The 19,036-nt window shown below is 48.7% G+C and carries 13 protein-coding genes, 1 rRNA gene and 1 pseudogene; 8 read left to right on the forward strand and 7 right to left on the reverse strand.

The window, feature by feature from the left end:
• Window positions 1-22 precede the first annotated feature (22 nt).
• Both ACTJJJ_RS28195 and ACTJJJ_RS28200 read left to right on the forward strand, forming a co-directional pair.
• Entirely contained in the window at window positions 23-754 is a 732-nt protein-coding gene (locus tag ACTJJJ_RS28195) for an RluA family pseudouridine synthase (RefSeq protein ID WP_188938793.1), read from the forward strand.
• A 6-nt stretch (window positions 755-760) separates the two neighbouring features.
• On the forward strand, window positions 761-1,084 hold the full coding sequence (locus tag ACTJJJ_RS28200) for a DUF6787 family protein (protein ID WP_440703702.1): 324 nt from the start codon (window positions 761-763) through the stop codon (window positions 1,082-1,084).
• A 239-nt stretch (window positions 1,085-1,323) separates the two neighbouring features.
• On the opposite strand, the pseudogene ACTJJJ_RS28205 reads toward ACTJJJ_RS28200, so the two are convergent.
• The 3 genes and pseudogenes from ACTJJJ_RS28205 to ACTJJJ_RS28215 form a co-directional block, all read right to left on the reverse strand.
• A pseudogene (locus tag ACTJJJ_RS28205) lies at window positions 1,324-3,417 on the reverse strand (CehA/McbA family metallohydrolase); the annotation flags it as partial.
• A 1-nt stretch (window position 3,418) separates the two neighbouring features.
• Window positions 3,419-4,852: a DUF5723 family protein gene (locus ACTJJJ_RS28210; RefSeq protein ID WP_426292415.1), complete on the reverse strand. Its 1,434-nt coding sequence runs from the start codon at window positions 4,850-4,852 to the stop codon at window positions 3,419-3,421.
• The gene (locus tag ACTJJJ_RS28215; RefSeq protein ID WP_440703703.1) at window positions 4,849-6,768 is read right to left on the reverse strand and encodes a RecQ family ATP-dependent DNA helicase; all 1,920 of its coding nucleotides are present in this window, start codon (window positions 6,766-6,768) and stop codon (window positions 4,849-4,851) included. Before ACTJJJ_RS28215 ends, ACTJJJ_RS28210 begins: the two co-directional genes overlap by 4 nt.
• A 102-nt stretch (window positions 6,769-6,870) precedes the next feature.
• Between ACTJJJ_RS28215 and ACTJJJ_RS28220 the strand changes: the two genes are divergently transcribed.
• Together ACTJJJ_RS28220 and dacB are read left to right on the forward strand one after the other, a co-directional pair.
• Window positions 6,871-8,355: an ArnT family glycosyltransferase gene (locus ACTJJJ_RS28220; protein WP_440703704.1), complete on the forward strand. Its 1,485-nt coding sequence runs from the start codon at window positions 6,871-6,873 to the stop codon at window positions 8,353-8,355.
• A gap of 106 nt (window positions 8,356-8,461) precedes the next feature.
• Window positions 8,462-9,736, forward strand: a complete 1,275-nt coding sequence (gene dacB / locus ACTJJJ_RS28225) for a D-alanyl-D-alanine carboxypeptidase/D-alanyl-D-alanine endopeptidase (protein WP_440703705.1) — start codon at window positions 8,462-8,464, stop codon at window positions 9,734-9,736.
• Here dacB and ACTJJJ_RS28230 read toward each other — a convergent pair whose 3' ends face one another.
• The gene (locus ACTJJJ_RS28230; protein ID WP_440703706.1) at window positions 9,737-11,431 is read right to left on the reverse strand and encodes a hypothetical protein; all 1,695 of its coding nucleotides are present in this window, start codon (window positions 11,429-11,431) and stop codon (window positions 9,737-9,739) included.
• Window positions 11,432-11,477: 46 nt separating this feature from the next.
• Entirely contained in the window at window positions 11,478-12,494 is a 1,017-nt protein-coding gene (locus ACTJJJ_RS28235) for a toxin-antitoxin system YwqK family antitoxin (RefSeq protein ID WP_440703707.1), read from the reverse strand.
• Window positions 12,495-12,587: 93 nt separating this feature from the next.
• Between ACTJJJ_RS28235 and fcl the strand changes: the two genes are divergently transcribed.
• Both fcl and ACTJJJ_RS28245 read left to right on the forward strand, forming a co-directional pair.
• Window positions 12,588-13,529 (forward strand): GDP-L-fucose synthase, encoded by a 942-nt coding sequence (fcl, locus tag ACTJJJ_RS28240; RefSeq protein ID WP_188938801.1) that lies wholly within the window; start codon window positions 12,588-12,590, stop codon window positions 13,527-13,529.
• Between the two features lie 186 nt (window positions 13,530-13,715).
• The gene (locus ACTJJJ_RS28245; protein ID WP_015813234.1) at window positions 13,716-14,189 is read left to right on the forward strand and encodes an Lrp/AsnC family transcriptional regulator; all 474 of its coding nucleotides are present in this window, start codon (window positions 13,716-13,718) and stop codon (window positions 14,187-14,189) included.
• A gap of 74 nt (window positions 14,190-14,263) precedes the next feature.
• Here ACTJJJ_RS28245 and ACTJJJ_RS28250 read toward each other — a convergent pair whose 3' ends face one another.
• Window positions 14,264-15,760 carry a DUF4301 family protein gene (locus ACTJJJ_RS28250; protein WP_188938802.1) on the reverse strand — a complete coding sequence of 499 codons (1,497 nt, stop codon included), beginning with the start codon at window positions 15,758-15,760 and terminating at the stop codon, window positions 14,264-14,266.
• Window positions 15,761-15,848: 88 nt separating this feature from the next.
• Complete coding sequence (locus ACTJJJ_RS28255; protein ID WP_229223326.1) at window positions 15,849-18,134, reverse strand: ATP-dependent helicase; 2,286 nt, start codon at window positions 18,132-18,134, stop codon at window positions 15,849-15,851.
• 205 nt (window positions 18,135-18,339) lie between these two features.
• On the opposite strand from ACTJJJ_RS28255, the gene ACTJJJ_RS28260 reads away from it, so the two are divergent.
• Both ACTJJJ_RS28260 and ACTJJJ_RS28265 read left to right on the forward strand, forming a co-directional pair.
• Entirely contained in the window at window positions 18,340-18,684 is a 345-nt protein-coding gene (locus ACTJJJ_RS28260; protein WP_188938803.1) for a hypothetical protein, read from the forward strand.
• Window positions 18,685-18,956: 272 nt separating this feature from the next.
• A 16S ribosomal RNA gene (locus tag ACTJJJ_RS28265) occupies window positions 18,957-19,036 on the forward strand; the annotation flags it as partial.

The following is a 19,036-nucleotide window of genomic DNA, read 5'->3' on the forward strand; positions in this document are numbered from 1 at the left end:
TAAAAAGTATTAAACTAATAGTATGGCTAAAAAACCTTTTCGGGTTGTTTACGAAGATAATCACCTGATCGTCGTCAATAAGGAACCGGGCATCCTGGTCCAGGCCGATGTTACCGGCGATACTTGCCTGCTCGATATGGTCAAGGACTATGTGAAAGAGGCATATAACAAGCCCGGTGCCGTCTTCCTTGGCACCGTACACCGTCTCGACCGCCCCGTGAGCGGGCTCGTCGTATTTGCGCGCACGTCGAAGGCGCTCGAACGCATGAACGAGATCTTCCGCAAGCGCGACGTACAGAAAACTTATTGGGCAGTTGTAAAAAACAAACCTGCCGAAAAGAAAGGAAAACTCGTGCATTGGCTTACCAAAAATGAAGCCCGCAACGTGACCACCGCCCACGACGAGGAGGTTCCGGGATCGCAACGTGCCGAGCTTTCATACCGCTGGATAGGAGAGATCAACAAGTTTCATTTGCTGGAAGTGATGCCCGTAACCGGCAGGCCGCACCAAATCCGCGTTCAGCTGGCATCGATGAACTGCCCCATCCGCGGGGATGTCAAATATGGTTACCCCAAAGGCAATCCGGATGGCAGCATCAATTTGCACGCACGCCGACTGTATTTCGAGCATCCGGTTAAAAAAGAGCCGGTTATCTGCCGGGCCGGTGTTCCGAACGATCCTTTTTGGGAAGAATTCTTAACTTTGGATAAAGAGGTGATCAAACCCGAACACCTGGATTTCTTCCACGAATAACATCCGATGATCGAAAAACTGAAACAGCGCTGGAACGTCCGGAATGGGTGGGATGTACTCATTATTCTGGTCGTTTTTGCCTGTACCGGTTTTTCGGTCCTTTATGTCAAACGATGGCTTTTCGAATTAATCGGCCTGACCGGCGACTCACCTGCCTGGCTCCGGTGGGGCGTCAATATCCTCATCATCCTGCCGTTATACCAGGTTATTTTGCTTGCCTGGGGTTGGATTTGGGGCAAATTCACATTCTTCTGGGAGTTTGAAAAACGGATGTTCAGCCGGATGGGAGGGCTCTTCCGCGCCAAAAAGGCCGAAACCACACCTGAATAAGCCTACCTACCTGCCGCGGCTATCAGCTCACGATATACTTTCCGCGCTTTTTCATAAGCCGCAGCGGCCGCGTTTCGTTCCTCGGCACGGATATTCGGCCCTTTCATTTTCCAGCATTGTTCCAAAGCCGCAAGGCACCATTCTGCACTTTGCTTTTCGGCGATCGGCCGATTATTGATTTTTACAAATACCGGGTTCGAATGCGAACTGGGATAAATGCGTACCGCCAGCCAGCCCGATCTGGTAATTTTGGTTGAAAAATCTATGTCATTCAACTTCCCGTCTGCCTGTATCGTTACGGTATCCACCGGCACGCCGTTGAAAATCAGCTCCGCACGCACCGTCCGGGATTGTTTGACCCTTGACCGTTCGATATCCCAATAAGGCTTGTCAGTAATAGGTGCTTTTGCAATTTTCCCGCCGACACTATCCTGCTTTTCCGGCAGGTAAGCGGCCAGTTTTGCCGTCACTTTTACATCACCCGCTGATTTCAGAACAACTTCACTTTCGCCCGTTCCTGCCTCCACACCGTTTACCTTGAAATCCATAATGTGCGATTTCCCGTCGGATACATAGCTTCGGCCGAGCCGGATAGCGTCCACGTAGCCATCATAATCCATGGCGTTCTGGGGTTTAAAATAGCTCCGCGCCTGGCCCACGCGCGCGTCGGTAATGCAAGGGAAGTCCGTTTCGCCGCTTAGCCTCGTCTTGAAACCGCAATTGAGCGTGTGGTAATACATATTGAGCTCCCAGGGCGCGGGCGTGTCGCCAGCGCTGAAAAAATCGACCAGGCCGTCGGTGACTGTTACCACATACTCGTTGGCTCCGATACCGTCCATTTTCGGGGTAATGTAATTCGGTAGCTTATTCGTAGCCTCCATTGGCTCCAAACCCCAGCCAGAATGTGCATAACCCACCACACCGCCCTGAGATTTGGCCCAGGAAAGCACGGGAGCCGTCCAGCTGGGCCATTGTTCAATGGTGGTGGTACCAGGGTAATCGTCTTCCTTAATCCTCAACAAAACAATGTGCCCCGCATGCGACGACGGAAAGCCCGAAACCTCGACATCATTGCGCATGACCGTTTTCTTACCTGACAGTGGGTGATCTTTTGCGGTAAAAAATGTTTTCTGGTGGTACCAGCTCGGTCCCCAGGCCAAATTGGCCGCCATATTCAAATCCTCACCCAGGACCTGCCTGAACATCTCTTTCGGATCAACGCCTTCGGTAGGACTATCATAATGGCTGCAACCCGCCGCGTGAATGTGGTGATCGGCACTGAACCAGCCGAGCTTTGCAAGTTGTATCCACCTTTTCAGCTGGAATGAGATGTTTATCGATTCTTTTCCTTCGGGAACAGTGATTTCTTTCGTTTGCGGAATGTATTCGGGTCCGCGGGTGTAAGTGATCTTATATTTGCCCGGCGGCAATGTCACATGTTCGCCGCTTTTGCGGTAGATCTGTGGCTGGAAAAAGAAATCGGGGTATTCGTCGAATGCCGCGACGCGGCGCGATGGCAACGGGTAAATGCCTTTGAATTTGCCGGAAGCGTGCTCCTGGCCGTCGGTAATGAGGAAAGACGCCATAGTGGCGGTCCCATCGTCGTCTCTTACGTCAAAATTGACCTTAACCGCAGGTTTTACATCAAATAAAATAGAAGTGGAATTCCTGAAACCAATATCCTGCGAGCCCTGACCAACGTTGTAAGCGATCTCAGCTTCCCGCTTGCCCGCATCTTTGCAATAGACCTGAACCACCGCATATTCGAGTTTCAGACCCGACAAGTTCGCCTGTAATGGCCTTCCTGCATAAATCTGAATATCCAGAAACCGGTTTGCAACCTGCCCTTCGGTAAGCTCGTGCTCTTTTTTGACCCGGTGTTCGAAGGAAGGAGAGTGATAGGGTTTTAACGCATTTGGGCTTGTCGCTTCAAATTTGGCGGTGATACCTGCCTCATTGTGGATTTTAACCAGAAACGCCGTCCAACCACCCTGGACCAGTACTGCTTTTGCCGCCCCACGGTCCACTTTTACCCTCCCTTCCGGGTTGATATGCACCACATTCAGGCAATAAGGGTCGAGAATCGACTGAATTTGCACAGCCGTTTCCTTCGACAGTGGCCCGCGTTCCAGCGCTTTCAGCTTCACAGCGTCGGCCGCCTGCAATGCATTGCCCGAAAAAGAAAGCGCTTCCTGCAAACGCATGGCCTGCGCCAGCAAAGGCTGTGGCTCCACATCACCCACCACGGCTTGATTGGCGTGTTGATCGTGCTGCCCTTGCAGCATCAATGGGAAGAAAACTGCAAAAAGGAGTAGGGCAGACGATGTTTTCATATCAATCCTTGTCTTTTTTTCGAGATGCTTTCCACGCCGTGAAACCGATGTACATCATGCTTCCACGTGCGCCACCGCTTTTCATGAGACCGTTTACATTGCTGAAACCGAGGAATACCGGACCAAAATGCCCTGCAAGGCCGATCGACGGCCGGTTATTTCCCTGAATGAACGAGATCGGGAACGATAGGCCCGAATCCTCATCCTCAAAGCGCGGCGTAATGATAAAAGTATTAGGCACATACATATCTAATGAGTTAGTACCACTGCTTTTCAAACGGCTGGTATGCGAAAGATTCAGAAAAAATCCGTGGAAAACCTGCAAGTCAGCTTCCAGGTTGAGAGCCTGAGGTAATTTCGCTTTTTGGGCAAATGCAGCGCTGGAATCACCGGGGAATAGACTCATAAATCCCTCCGGCCCGCGGTCGCTGATCGTTTCAAGCTCTTTTTGACCTACCACCACGTCATGATGCGTTCCGCGCACCACCCTCGAATCCGATGTATTGTATTTGACAGAACCAACGTCGGTCAATGAACCCGCCAGACGCAACAGGTAGTCAGGACTGTCGTTGTAAACTTCCTTGCGGCCTTTCCAAACCGAGCCGATTTCGTAAGAAAAGCCCAGGTCATAACCCCAACCCGAACCATACTTACCGGAATCGAATAAATTACCAAGACCCATTTTGCGATTCGGCGTGCTATAACCGCTTTCATAGGTAAGGTTATCGATTTCCAGCTGACTGATTTCCGGATCGCTGGCTTTGACCGGGTTAATGCTGTAACGATCGGCATTCCCCTTTAAATAAGCTACCCGCGCCCCGAAAACCCGCTTTACAGTAACGCCAACACGGAATTTATGGCCCTCGATATCGAGTAATTGCGCTCCGTAGGAAAAGCTCAGATCCGAAAAGCTCTGCTGTACAAGACTGAAATCGCCCCAGGCCTCGTTGGCAAGTGGTGGCGTACTGCCGGTATCCAGCCTTTTCATATACAAATTATCGATCGCGGCGGGAATGTTTCGTCCGAGCACAAACCCACGCGTACGCAGCTGCACCGCTACGCCGTGGTACTTCCCCAAGGCAAAAGAAGCCGATGGCCAGCGAATTTCGCCTGTCAGAAATATGGGGTCTTTGTAAGTCAGCGAGCCCATGGTACGCGAGCGGCCATAAAGCTCTTTCGTGGAATGCGGCGCGAGGACGGGGTATAAAAACGAATTTTCCCCGATAAAGCGGAAGTAGCGGTATTTGATACTTCCGCCGAGTGTGAGGACATTAATCTGAAACTTATGACGCGGCCCGCCGAGCACCGACGGATTGTAGCTGGCCCGGTACAAGCCGCCGTAGTTACTGAATTGCATACCGGGAATCTGCTGGGCGACAACGCATTGAAGGGTCGTCAGGACGAATAGTGCTGTGGTAAGTAATGAGGTTTTCAAAGTTGAGTTTTGTTAGTCGGGGTCAACATTCCTTGTTCGTTGTAATGGATTGATTCCTCCTGGATTAGTTCTTGTAATGTTTTCAGAAACTCGTCGCCTGGCAGGTACTCGAATGCACGACTGAGGTCCGCAGGCAACATCGGACCCTCACGGGTCAAAAAATCGGTGATTTGCAGGGCCAGGCCGGCGTCCGGGATCGTTTCATTCTTTTTGTTTTGAATACATATGTCGCATACACCACATTCCTGCGCATCGAATTCATGAAAATATTCAAGCAAAAGCAAGGTCCGGCAGATTCGGGTATGCGACGCGTAACGGATTACCGCCTGGGCCTTTCCAAGGTCGCGGTCCTTTCTTTTTTGTATTTCAAAAACATTCAGTGGCAGTAAAGAGGAGTCATAGCGCGGTGTCAGGAATGTAAGCTGCGGTTTGTCTTTTCTGGGCTCGTAGTCGATAACATCGCGTTCGGCCAGGAATCTCAGCTTCCTCAGAATCTCGGGAACGGTAGCAAAATGGATCTGTGCAAGTTCTGTTTCTGAAATGCGTACATACTCCGTAAAAAGCTCCCCGCCGTACATTCTCAGGAGTAGTTTGATAAACGAATCCAGCTCCTGGTAGCGTATCTGGAAGTCGTACAATTGTCGGTTGTCGACGAGAAAATGGATTTTCGAAGCATCGCTGAAATTCTCGCTCAGCTGAACAAAACCCTCTTCTTCAAGCAATTTTAATGCATAATGCGTTTCATTGACCGGCAAGCCGAATATTCCCGCGAATTCCTGTATATCAAAATCATATCCCGATAATTCACCCGCACCGACCGCTATTTTGTAATAGTTGGCCAAAGCCTGGTACACCCGACGAAGCATTTCTATGGGCGGATATTTCCGCTCGATACTGTCTGTGAGCTCTTCCAGGTCGATTTTATTGAAAAGCGCGACTGCGTAGGCCTTCTTCTCATCCCTTCCGGCGCGTCCTGCCTCCTGATAATAGGCTTCGAGGTTATCCGGGAGGTCGAAATGGATCACCGCGCGCACATCCGGCTTGTCGATTCCCATTCCGAATGCATTCGTCGCCACGACCGTCCGGACGCGGTTCTGGATCCAGGCAGTTTGCCGGTCGGAGCGGTCTTTAAAAAGCAGGCCGGCATGGTAGCTCGTGGCAGAAATACCTTGTCGGTTCAACCAGTCGGCCAGGTCTTTTGTGCGCTTTCTGGTACGAACGTATACAATAGCCGTTCCCGACACATTACGCAAAATCTGTAATAATTTTCGCTCTTTGCTTTCTTCCGCGAATGCCGAATAGGAGAGGTTCGCCCGCGCGAAAGACTGTTTGAATACCCTCGCATTGCGCATTTCGAGCTTGTCGAGAATATCCGCCCTTACTTCCTCGGTAGCCGTCGCGGTGAGCGCCATGACCGGCACTTTGGGCAAAAGCTTTCTGAATTCCGCGATAAGCAGGTAGGAAGGCCGGAAATCATAACCCCAGGCCGAGATACAATGCGCCTCGTCGATGGCGAGCAGGCACACGTTCATCAGCTTGGCGCGCACGATCATAATGTCTGTCCGGAGGCGCTCGGGCGAGACATAGAGAAACTTCGTATTACCATGAATGCAGTTATCCAACGTAATATCGATCTCCGTCTTGCTCATCCCGGAGTGGATCGCCGCTGCGGGAATTTGCCTGCGTTTGAGTTGCTCCACCTGGTCCTTCATCAACGCGATGAGCGGTGTCACCACAATGCAAACGCCCTCGGAAGCCATTACGGGCACCTGGAAACAGATGGACTTCCCTCCGCCTGTCGGAAGCAGTACCAGCGTATCCATTCCATTCAGGACCGCCTTAATGGCATCTTCCTGGAACGGCCTGAAAGCGTCGTAGCCCCAATATTGTTTCAGAACAGACCGGATATCAGTCATCAGAACTCGGTGTGGTGATCGGATTTTCACAAAGTAATTGCATTAGGGGCGTTATCGAAAGTAGAAAACTCGTTATTTAACCGTCAAATTTCACTCCGCATCATGATTTCAAGTTTTGGCAAAAGGGAATATCACCCATGGTGGCTGCCCTGGCTTTTTACCCTTAGCTTCATTCTGATCACATTTCTGCCGCGTTCGATCGACGACACGATGTTTATGGATGGCGTCACCTATGCAGCCATTGCCCGCAACATGGCACAAGGAATTGGCTCGTTCTGGCGGCCGTTCTTTGCACATTCATTCTGGCTGCCTTATGATAATGGCGATTATTTTTCCGGCCACCCGCCATTGCAATTCGGGTTGCAGTCATTGCTTTTCAGCGTTTTCGGCGACACGCCGGCGGTTGAGAATGGCTATAATCTGCTGGTCCTGATTGGCTACATCATCCTCATCACTAAGATCTGGCAAAAATTGGTCGGCCCCGGCAGCGAATTTCGCACGTTCGGCTGGTTGCCGGTTTTGTGCTGGTACGGCATCGCAATTGTCTATTACAGCATTCCGAACAACTTCCTCGACAGTACCATGGGGTTGTTTTGCCTGGCCTCCTGCTATTTTCAATTGATTTATTTAAAGAAGGAAATTGACCGCAAAAGCACCGTTGTGTGGCCGCTATTAGCAGGCGTTTGCCTTGTACTGGCGTTTTTAACAAAAGGTCCCGTAGGGCTTTACCCGCTGGCCTTTTCGGGGATTTACGCCATTTCAGCGCATTCAGCCAGATTTTCAAATGCATTCAGGCCTACGATCATCATGCTGGTTATCATCATATTAAGCATTGCGGGCATCCTCGCTTACACACCTGCACGCAAATTCATGACTAATTATTTTTATGGCCAGGTCATGCAAGCATTATTGCAAAAACGCGAAAAAGCGGGAACAGGTTGGATCGCCCACCTCACGCTCGTGCCGGAACTTCTGCGAAGCCTGTATCCGCATTTTATCGCGTGCGCTGCCCTGCACGGATTATCCTTCGGTTTAAAATGGAAAATCTCCCCGTCAAAGATGATCTCCGAAAATACGGTGCTGACATTGCTTGTTGCAGCGTCTGGCATCATTCCTATGCTGGTGAGTATCAAACAATATCCCCATTATCTGCTACCCGCGCTGCCATTTGTCGCATTATTCTTTGCCTTCCTGCTGGTACAACGCTTTGCTCTGCTAATGGCATGGAAAAAACAGCTCACGATCATTGGATTAAGCATTGCAACGCTCGCTTGCTGGGGAGCAACTTTCCAGAAACTGACCACTATCCAGCCTGATATCTACTCCGCCAATGCAAAACAGCTACGTACACTGGTACCGTCAGCATCCACCATCGGGGTTTGTCATGATTTATTCCAGCGCGCCGATATTCATGCCAATTTACAGCGCTACCACCGTTTATCTCTAACCACACAAATCGATTCCGTGCACTACGTCCTGGGAGATTCGACGTGCTTGCCACAGTTCGATTCGACGCACGATAGTCTGGTGGCACTCAACGGAGGCTACTTCCTGGTCATCCGAAGCGCAGCGCAGGGTCACCATTAGCCCTCAGAAACTGTACATTACAAAATTCACGGCGACAGCTTTCAGTGCGGTTTGCCAATACAGTGAAAATATTATCTTTGTTTAAAGTTCATTATAAACCGTTTCCATGCGCACGCTGCTTTTCTTCATTAGTATCATTGCATTATCCGGCTGTTCGGCTTCCCATTATCTGAAACGCGAAATTGACCGTTCGGCGGTCCTTAGCCAACAACATACAGGCGTTTCCATCGCGAAAATCAATGAAAAGAAAGTGCTGGCATCCTACCAGGGCGACAAGTACTTCATACCGGCATCAAATACCAAACTATTCAGCTTTTATGCAGGCCTGTCCGCTCTTGGCGATTCGATCCCCGGCCTCGAATACCTCGAATGGGGCGAATTGCTGATCATCCGCGGTACGGGCGACCCTTCGTTATTGCATTCCGATTTGCCACACAGCAAGGTTTTCGACTTCCTGAAAAACCGTAAAGACCAGATATTTTTCACGCCTTACCATTTCGAAAACAAACGTTTCGGTCCGGGTTGGGCGTGGAGCGATTACAATGATTACTACCAGGCGGAAGTGACCGCCATGCCTATTTATGGCAATATTGCGCGTTTCAAGGGTTCGCCGGCGGGGCAATACCAGGCTAATCCGCGTTTCTGGCAAAAATCGATGGTGCAGGATACCACAGTTTCCGGGATTGAAAGAGAGGAATTACAGAATGTTTTTCATTATCCCAAACTGGCAGATTCACAAGGTATTACGAAGGACATTCCGGTTCACATGACCGACCTGCTCACATTGCAGTTGCTGAGCGATACCCTAAAAAAGGAGATCAAGCTAATCAATATCCCCCTCGAAATTGATTTGCAGACCGTGAACAGTATTCCGTCCGACTCGCTTTACACACGCATGATGCAGGTGAGCGACAATATGCTGGCTGAACAGCTGGTGCTTCTCTATGCTACGGCCAACAAACTTCCGTTGAGCTCCGAAAAGGCCATTGCGCACGCCATAGAGCATCATTTGGCCGATTTACCTGATAAGCCAATTTGGAAAGACGGCTCGGGCCTGAGCCGCTACAACCTCTTCACCCCGAGAACGATCGTCGCATTGTTACAAAAAATTTATGCAAAAGTGCCGCAGGAAAGGCTGTTTAAGATATTGCCGGCAGGAGGGAAAAGCGGGACCCTGAAAAACCTTTTCAAGAGTGAGCAGCCATTTATTTTTGCGAAAACTGGCAGTTTAAGCAACGTATACAATTTGAGCGGCTATTTGATTACAAAAAGAGGGAAAGTACTGGCGTTCAGCTTTATGAATAACAATTTCACCAAACCTACGGCCGATGTCCGAAAGGAAGTGGAGCGCATTCTGACGGGCGTCCGAAACAAATACTGATTACTTCTTTTCTTCCCAGGTTTTGCCGGTACAGTAAATGGTATTGCGCCCGTTTTTGCGAACCAGAAGGTAAATATCATAAGTCCCAGGCTCGACATTGGCGGAATGAAAACTCGCATTCAGCCCTTTGCTGAAATACATTCCGCGTCTTAAAGTCGTTTTCAATGGTACAGCCGCCTGGTTCGGCTGCGATGCGTATACATGCCCCGTCGATTTCAAAATCACATAAGCGCCGTCGGAATAGTCCTTTTCCGGTTTGAAAAATTCCTGATGAAAGCTTATCACAATATGGTCTCCCAACAACCCGATTCTGTCCGGCGGATAAACGCTATCGCAAGAAACCGAATCAGCCCGCGGATCCCAGCTCTCAGCCAATGGGTCGTCCGAACGGTAATAGGAGCGGACCTTTTCGTAATGCTGCTGATCCATTGAAAACATGCGAATACCAAGCCAGTCGGAATTGTAACGGGCATTGAACTCCTGCGCAATGGCCGCCCGCCTGTTGTTGACGGCCTCGGCGAAGTTGCCGTGCAAGAGAACAAGGTTCATTGTAATAGTGGCAAGGAGTATTCCGGGAGCCAACCGTCGACGCGCAGCATCTTGGACAATAGCCAGAAAACCGAAATACAGCGCGATACACCAAAGCGTAGAGTACATCCGGTAACGCCCTTTGAACATGCCTTCAAAAGTATCGGTCGGGATGCGCTTGTATGTGAGCGCGAGCGCGGTGATGCCCGTAAATATGCCTATTGCAAGTGCAAACAGGGCGGTTTGGTTGGTATAGCGCCCCTTCAACCAGATCGAATTCCAGAGCGGGATATATTGCTTCCAGTATAAAACGAGCAGCGTGGCAATCATTAGCATTCCCATTGCTACGGCCACATACAGCCCCGGCGTCGGCGTGCTATAAGCCGTAAGCGTCGCCCATGAGCCGATAAAACCAAAGAAACCGAAGAAGCCTTCTTTCAACTGCTGCGGATTGGTGATGTCCAGATTTTGGGTAATGGGCGTAAAATCAATGAAGTAGATGATCGCTACGGCTAGCATTGTCGCTACCGTAATGAAGAACTGCTTCCGATAACCTCCCAGCAGAAACAACAGCCCGATTACCGGGAATACCATCAGTCCATTGCCGTAGGTAAATGTTGCCGCGACGGCAAAAAGCAACGAAATAGCTGGTTTTCCGGGTTTATAAACTGCAAAATACAGCGCGCAAAGCACAAAAAGGATCACCCCAAAGTTGCAAAGAGAACTTACGCCCCAGAAGATATTTTCAAATGACTGGATATTAAACCATAACCACATTACCGGCACAAAATACCAGACGGAAAGTCGCAAATGCCGGTAGGCGCGGTAGAAAACCACCGCGCAAAGCGCCCAACAAATGTTTGCAATAATCATCGGCCATACTAAATTGACCGTACCGAATGTGCTTTCGAGCAGCAGAATCACCGAGCGGGAAAATACCAGCCGGTGTTCAGGAAAAAGGGTCGTCAGGAGCTTCCATTTGCCCGCCAGATCGGCTTTTGAAAATTCGGGGATAATGCCAAGGATAAGGATATCGTCAAACGCTACATAATTAACATTCAATGCGATGACTTTGAATACCCAAATATAGATCAGAACGGGTACCAGGCACAGCACCCATGCAAGCCAGCTTTTTTCTCTGACGAAACGGAGTAAAGATGAAAACATGCGTGCTAATTAAGCAGGTGAGGCGTGATTTTCAACCATACACCGCCTAATTTTCAGTTTCCTCCTCTTCAGCGGAGGCTCGGGGATCTTTGGTATAATCGTAAAGGAGCTTGCCTTTATCATCCCATTCCCGTAGAATAAATGGCTCGAATTCGTCGTCCCAGGCCGTTTTCGGGTATTGGATTTCTTTCTTGCGCTGACGACGGAACTGGTAATACTCAACCCAGCGGCCTACTTTCTTGCCGGAATCGTATTTACCACCGACAGCCAGCTGGCCTTCTTTATAAAATTGCAGATATTCGCCCTCCACTTCGCCAAATGCGACAGGTATTACTTCCTTCACTTGGGTGTGCGCGGAATCATAATAGGTAACACGCGATTCCGCCGGGAATCCGCGGTTCCAAATCGCCTTGTCAATGAGGTTGTATTTGGTGTCATACTTCACCCAACGGCCGTCCTTCACCCCCATATAATAGAACCCTTCCTCGATGAGGTTTTCTCCGCTATATTTTTTGTACGAGCCGTGCAATGGCAACGACTGGTCTTTGTCCTTCACGACAGAGGAACTTAATTTCCTCGATTTCTTATCGTACCAGCGCGTTTCGGTCGCACGGGCATACTGATCGATGGGCTTATATTCTTTCAAAACGTGGAAATTCTCCGTCGTTGCCCGGTCGCCGCTGCCATATTTGACCGACATACTCTGCATTGGAATGCCTTCATATTGTACTTTGGCAAGTCGTGCCTTTTCCTTCCGTGCCTTCCGGTCTTTCTTCTGGCTTTTGTACTCTTTTACGCGAAGGCCAAGGTCGGGAATTGTTTCTCCGAATAATGTGGATAGGTTAGTCGATTTACCTTTGCCACCGGGCACCGAAGCGCCAACCACCGGATCCAGGCCCGAAACGAATGATTTCAGATCGTTGGAACGCGTTGCGGTATCCTTTTTCACCTGCTCTTTGGGTAGCCACGAGGGGGTCGACGCGCCTTTCTGACCACTCTGAGCAGAGACGGAAACCGATAAACAGATCGAAAAAAAGCCACAGGCCAGTGCTACTCTTTGCATGTATGTAGGATTTTTCTTCAGGGCAAGATTGTTACTTTTGTAACGAATTGGTTTTTTCTATATTGATTTCCAAGACAAATTTAAAAAAACACCGTGGAAAAAAGCGCTAAAATTTATATTGCCGGGCACAGGGGAATGGTTGGATCTGCTATTCTCAGAAAATTGGAAAGTGAGGGATTTAATAATATCGTCACCAGAACCTCTTCTGAGCTCGACCTTCGCAATCAGGCGGAAGTTCGGGCTTTTTTTGACGCAGAACGTCCCGAGTATATTTTTCTTGCCGCTGCCAAAGTCGGCGGCATTATGGCAAACAATATTTACCGCGCCGAGTTCCTGAACGACAACCTGTTGATCCAGAACAATGTCATCGACAGTGCCTACCGTACCGACGCTAAGAAACTAATGTTCCTCGGGTCGAGCTGTATTTATCCCAAACTTGCCCCGCAGCCCTTGCGGGAAGATTCGCTGCTCACCGGCCTGCTCGAACCGACTAACGAACCTTACGCAATCGCGAAAATCGCAGGTATTAAGATGTGCGAAGCTTACCGCTCGCAATATGGCAGCAATTTCATTTCGGTCATGCCCACCAACTTGTACGGACCGAATGATAATTATGACCTGAATAATTCGCACGTTCTCCCGGCGATGATCCGCAAGTTTCACGAGGCAAAAGAGGAGGGAAAGCCGTTTGTAGAGCTCTGGGGTACGGGATCGCCGTTACGAGAGTTTCTGCATGCCGACGACCTCGCTGCCGCTTGCTATTTCTTAATGCAAAATTACAACGAAGCGGGCTTCCTGAATGTCGGCGTTGGCTCCGACGTGACCATCAAACACCTGGCTGAGATGATCCGGAAAGTGGTGGGGTTCGAAGGCGAAATCAAATGGAATACCGATAAACCAGACGGTACACCACGAAAACTGATGGATGTCAGCAAGCTGCACGCATTGGGCTGGAAGCACACTATCGACCTTGAAGAGGGTATTACCCGGACTTACCAGGATTTCCTCGAAAAAATAGAAACTTACGCCGTGTAACCCGGACCGCCACAACGGGTTACATTTAGTATGGCCTAATATTTCAATACTAAAATCATATTTTACCCACGATAATTCTACTTTTAGACAAAATTTCAGTATAATATTACAAGAATCTTCGGGAAACTAATTAGTTTTGCGGCGTCCATTAAATGGGCACGTCATATAAACCTTAGTCATAGAGACATGTCGGCCATTATTAAGTTAGATCAGATAGACCGCAAAGTACTGGAGATTTTACAAACGAACGCGAAAATAACCAACGCTCAATTATCCAAAGAAATAGGGCTTTCTCCCGCACCAACGTTGGAACGTGTAAAGAAACTCGAACAATCGGGTATTATTAAAAGCTACCACGCGCAGCTGGAACCTGAAAAGGTAGGATTGGGCGTAAGCACTTTTGTTCAGATTTCGCTGGTAGGGCACCGCAAGGCTGTTACGGAATCATTTGTTGAGAAAATTCACGCAATACCGGAAGTCATTGAGTGCCACCATATTACAGGAACAGGAGATTTTCTTTTACGGGTTATTTCCAAAGATATCAGCACTTACCAGAAGCTGATGCTGGAAAAAATCAACGAGATCGAAGAGGTTGCCAGCACGCAAACAATGGTAATCCTGTCAACTTTCAAAGAAAGCAAAGTATTACCGATACCTTGATTTGATAAAGTCATTTGAAATAAAAAATGGTCGGAATTACTTCCGACCATTTTTTATTTGGTTTGTATTTCAACCTATTGGTGCTGCTCGCGGAGCAGGTCATTTACCGTCTTCACAGGATTGAAGGTGATCAGCGGTACTTCCACGAAAAGCGTGTTCCAGTCGGCCATCGAGCCATTCCATAACCCTGGTAACTCTTGCGCTTTCAGCTCCTTGCCGTCTTTGGATTTACCTGTGATAAAACCAGTTAGCGGGTCACGGAATCTTTTCAGGTCGTATAATTCACCTTTTTTGTTCTTCACCGCACATACCAGATCGACCGGATTGAAGTGGGTCGAATTCTTGAAAATGCTATTCTGATCCGCATTGTCGACGTCCACCTGCGCCGATTCCACGATTTGCAACGACGATGACCCATCGGCATTCTCTGCCCAGAAAGGTCCACCGCCCGGCTCGCCCTGGTTTTTCACCATCCCGCATGCCCGCAAGGGGCGATCCAGTTTTCCTACAAAATATTCTTTCTTCTTTTCGTCACTCCACGATTCAAAACCGGCTGGCGGGATCACACAAAGCTCATTGCGGAAAAACCCGTCGAGTTCTTCCAGCAATGCAGCGTCGGAATTTGATGCGAGTTTATCGAGGTAAGCGAAAACGCGCTTTTGATATCTCAATACAATGCCTGCGAGTGCCTTTTTGTAGGTGATCGTGTCCCCTTTAATTCGGTCTGGGACGACATTATCGATGTTTTTGATAAAAATGATGTCTGCATCCAGCTGCCCGAGGTTTTCGAGCAATGCGCCGTGGCCGGCCGGGCGGAACAATAACGAATCGTCCTTCTCGCGGAAAGGCGTGTTATCGAGATTCACCGCAATGGTGTCAGTCGAGCTCTTTTGCTCGGAGAAAGAGACGATATAGCGAACGCCATATTGCGTTTGGTAGCTTGGAACCACTTCCACTACCAGTTTTTCAAACTTATCGCGGTGCTCCGGTGATACTGTAAAATGTATCTGCACATTGCTGCCTGCATTCGCATATTTGGCACCCTCTACCAGGTGCTCTTCCAACGGCGTACGCGAGCGTTCTGCATAATTGTGGAATTTCAAAAGTCCTTTGGGCAGCTCTCCGTAACCTAATCCTTTGGCTGTCAGGAAATAAGAAGCTATCGTCTTTTCGTCGGCCGATTCTATTTCATGACCATCCGCCGCCAGAGAAGTATTCAGATCTTCATAAAATGCGAAATCTTTCAGTTTTGCGAAGAACTCGTCTACTGATTTATCCTTCTTATCTTCCTGTAAATAGCTGAAAAGCGATTTGAACATTCGCGTAGCCGCGCCCGAAGCCGGTACAAATTTCAAAAGTGCAATTTCACCATCGGCGGCACTTTTATCGAACTCACTGACAACCTGTGCGATCTCTTCGTCCGTAAGCCTGATAATGCCGTCGCCCACCGTGGCGGCCTTCGACAATTGCAAAAACGGAAAGCCCTTTTCAAAATAGCGGACTTGCTCTTCCACGACGCTTAAATCGCTTCCTCTCTCCTTTATTTGTTGAATATCGTTTTCAATAAACATAATGTATGGTTTTGATCAGTGAAGTTTAGGGTAAGATTTATTACAAAAAAGCTTGGAATTTTAACAACTTCATCAATTTGTCCCGCATTTATTTCAGCACACGCAACTTGGCGAAACTGAGGAGCAGTGTTTTTTCACCCACCAGGTCAAACTTGACGGTTGCTTTCCTATCGGTACCATTGACGTCCATTTTGGTCACCACCCCGAAACCGAATTTCAAATGCTCCACCTTGTCGCCTTCCGCGAGGTCGAATGTGTCTGTCGGCACGAAATCGGTTGACGGAACATGGCTCGTAGCAGCCGTCGCAACCGGTCTGGCTTCGGTTTTGCGTTGTACCAGATTACGCGCGAACGTCGTCACAGGAGGCGTAGTATCACGTTCCAGGGCGCTTTGCACCATTCTGTTCACATTCAAAAAGCGCTGGTCGACTTCCAGCAGGAACCGGCTCGGTTCGCACATTTTGAGGCGGCCCCATTGGTAGCGGCTTTCGGCATAAGAGAATGACAACTTCTTTTCCGCACGCGTGATCGCCACATAGAAAAGCCTTCTTTCTTCTTCCAAATCTTGCCGGCTTTCCAGCATCATCTGGCTCGGAAAAAGGTCTTCTTCCAACCCTACAATAAATACATTCCTGAATTCCAGCCCCTTAGCAGAGTGAATGGTCATCATCGTCACGCGGTCGTGATCATTGTTATCGTCCGGTTCATCGGCATTCGTCAATAGCGAAACCGATTGAAGGAACGCGCTCAGCGTTTTGTCCTCACTCTCGTCGCTATCAACAAATTCCTTGATACCATTCAGCAATTCCTGGACGTTTTCGTAGCGCGAAAGGCCTTCCACCGTCTTGTCTTCATATAATTCGCGCAGGATTCCGGATGCTTTGGCAATGTGTGAAGAAATTTCATAGGCGTCCTTTCCTTCTTCTACCAAAATCTTGAAACTCTTGATCAGCGTTCCAAATCCTTCGATAGGGGCGATGGTACGCCCTGTACCAAATTGGTTGATATTAGCCACCACATCCCAGATCGCCACATTATTTTCAGACGCGGTTACAGCAATTTTGGCCACCGTGGTGTCGCCAATCCCTCTTTTGGGTAAATTAATGATCCGTTTGAAAGCTTCTTCGTCCCGCTGGTTCACTGTAAACCGCAGGTAAGCCAGCAAATCCTTGATTTCTTTCCTTTGATAAAAAGACTGACCGCCTACAATGCGGTACTTAATGCCTAGCTTCCGGAGCGCTTCTTCAAATGAGCGGGATTGCGCATTGGTACGATAAAGGATCGCGAAGTTTTCATTCCGCAGCGACTTCTGCATTTTTTCTTCAAAAATCGCAGTCGCTATCAACCGGCCCTCTTCATTATCCGAGCCAGCCTTGATTACGTCGATCAGCGAACCTTCTTCATTGGAAGTAAATGTCGTCTTTTCGAGCTGCGACTTGTTCCGTGCGATCACCGAATTGGCCGCATTGACGATCGTACTTGTCGAACGGTAGTTCTGTTCCAGCTTGATCACCCGCACATCCGGGAAGTCCTTTTCAAAATTGAGAATGTTCTCGATGTTCGCGCCACGGAATGCGTAAATACTCTGTGCATCGTCACCCACAACTACGATATTGCGGTGCACCGCCGACAACTTTCTGGTAATGAGGTACTGGGAAACGTTCGTATCCTGAAACTCATCGACCATCACGTGCTGGAACTTGTGCTGATACTTATATAACACGTCGGGAAAATCGCGGAAAAGGACGTTGGTATTGAAAAGCAGATCGTCGAAATCCATCGCATTGGCCTGGAAGCAGCGCGTCACATATGTTTTGTACAGCCTGCCGATCTCCTTCATTTTCGCCGCATCGTCGTCGGCCTGGATCACCGCATTATTAATGTAGTCGTCCGCCGAAATAAGCCGGTTCTTCGCCCCGGAGATCCGGTTGAAAACCACATTGGCCTTGTAAACCTTGTCGTCGAGGTTATATTCTTTAATGATACTTCTTAATAATGATTTCGAATCGTCGGTATCATATATAGAGAAATCGCTGGTGTAGCCCAGATACCGGGCCTCGATGCGGAGTATTTTGGCAAAAACGGAGTGGAAGGTACCCATCCAGATGTTCCGCGCCTCTGTACCGACTGCGCCTTCGATCCGGCTGCGCATTTCACCCGAAGCCTTATTGGTAAATGTGAGGGACAATATGCGGAACGGATCAACACCGGTCTCGATCAGCCGCGCAATCCGATAGGTAAGTACCCTGGTTTTTCCCGAACCCGCACCCGCAATGATCATCAAAGGTCCATTTCCGTGCAGCACAGCCTCCCGTTGGGGCTCATTCAAGGTCGAGAGATAATCGTTGTGGTTCAAAGTTGTATGCTTTTCCAATTACTTATGATATATAGCAAAAGCCAAAGTTAGGAAAAACCGTCAAAAGCATTCCGAATCTCTGGAGCTGTAAGCCAGAGCGATCCTATAAATATTATTCCGCGATCAGAACATAAGGTGTGCATTGTTGGTTAAATAGCAACAATTTGGAATTTCATCATATATATAGGGCACCGCCCGCACGCGAACACAGCAAATGAGTACAATGAATATCGAAGATCAACCGCTGGAAGTACAATGGGAACACCTGCTCGGGCAGCTGGAAGAACTGTTAGGCAAGCGCCCTGGCGATTTAAATGGCGTCCTGTTCCTGATAGGTGTGCAGGAATTGGGGCAGGGGGCGAAGCGGTTCACCAAGGAGCAGAAGCAAGACCTTATGCATATAGGTATATGTAGCGTGCTGAGCATGTCTTCCTATTATAGTCTTGAATACATTGATCAGGATGGCTGGCCGCATTACAAGCTGGAACGCGCCCTGCCTCCGGGCGATGTTTTGAAGCAGGAAGCGCTTTTGAAGATGCATGTGATCGAGTACTTCAAAAATTTGTGAAAAAATTACGAATCGGTAATTTCTGGTTATCAACCAGTTGATGAAAAGTGAAAAAGATTATTTACAATTTTTCGCTATCGGCACTTGCATGTTAAAAATAAACCCTGCACTTTTGCACTCCCAATCGGGAATAACGGTAACGAAAACGATCGGTACCACTAGTTCTGAGAAGATTCAGAGCAAAGTTCTTTGACATGATGAAGAGAGCAAGAAGATAGGTTCGTTAGAAACATTTGGTCGGTTTCTTCGGAGACCAGACTGCAACAAAATTTACAATGGAGAGTTTGATCCTGGCTCAGGATGAACGCTAGCGGCAGGCTTAATACATGCAAGGCGAAGGGGCAGCAATGTC

The sequence above is a fragment of the Dyadobacter sp. 22481 genome (assembly GCF_052044875.1).
GTDB classification, from domain to species: domain Bacteria; phylum Bacteroidota; class Bacteroidia; order Cytophagales; family Spirosomataceae; genus Dyadobacter; species Dyadobacter endophyticus.

What these genes read in the sequence shown, in the direction of transcription:
- dacB (WP_440703705.1), top strand. Translation starts at nt 8,462, where the DNA reads ATGCGCACGCTGCTTTTCTTCATTAGTATCATTGCATTATCCGGCTGT.
- ACTJJJ_RS28235 (WP_440703707.1), bottom strand. Translation starts at nt 12,494, where the DNA reads ATGCAAAGAGTAGCACTGGCCTGTGGCTTTTTTTCGATCTGTTTATCG.
- ACTJJJ_RS28200 (WP_440703702.1), top strand. Translation starts at nt 761, where the DNA reads ATGATCGAAAAACTGAAACAGCGCTGGAACGTCCGGAATGGGTGGGAT.
- ACTJJJ_RS28220 (WP_440703704.1), top strand. Translation starts at nt 6,871, where the DNA reads ATGATTTCAAGTTTTGGCAAAAGGGAATATCACCCATGGTGGCTGCCC.
- ACTJJJ_RS28195 (WP_188938793.1), top strand. Translation starts at nt 23, where the DNA reads ATGGCTAAAAAACCTTTTCGGGTTGTTTACGAAGATAATCACCTGATC.
- ACTJJJ_RS28230 (WP_440703706.1), bottom strand. Translation starts at nt 11,431, where the DNA reads ATGTTTTCATCTTTACTCCGTTTCGTCAGAGAAAAAAGCTGGCTTGCA.
- ACTJJJ_RS28250 (WP_188938802.1), bottom strand. Translation starts at nt 15,760, where the DNA reads ATGTTTATTGAAAACGATATTCAACAAATAAAGGAGAGAGGAAGCGAT.
- ACTJJJ_RS28215 (WP_440703703.1), bottom strand. Translation starts at nt 6,768, where the DNA reads ATGACTGATATCCGGTCTGTTCTGAAACAATATTGGGGCTACGACGCT.
- ACTJJJ_RS28260 (WP_188938803.1), top strand. Translation starts at nt 18,340, where the DNA reads ATGAATATCGAAGATCAACCGCTGGAAGTACAATGGGAACACCTGCTC.
- ACTJJJ_RS28245 (WP_015813234.1), top strand. Translation starts at nt 13,716, where the DNA reads ATGTCGGCCATTATTAAGTTAGATCAGATAGACCGCAAAGTACTGGAG.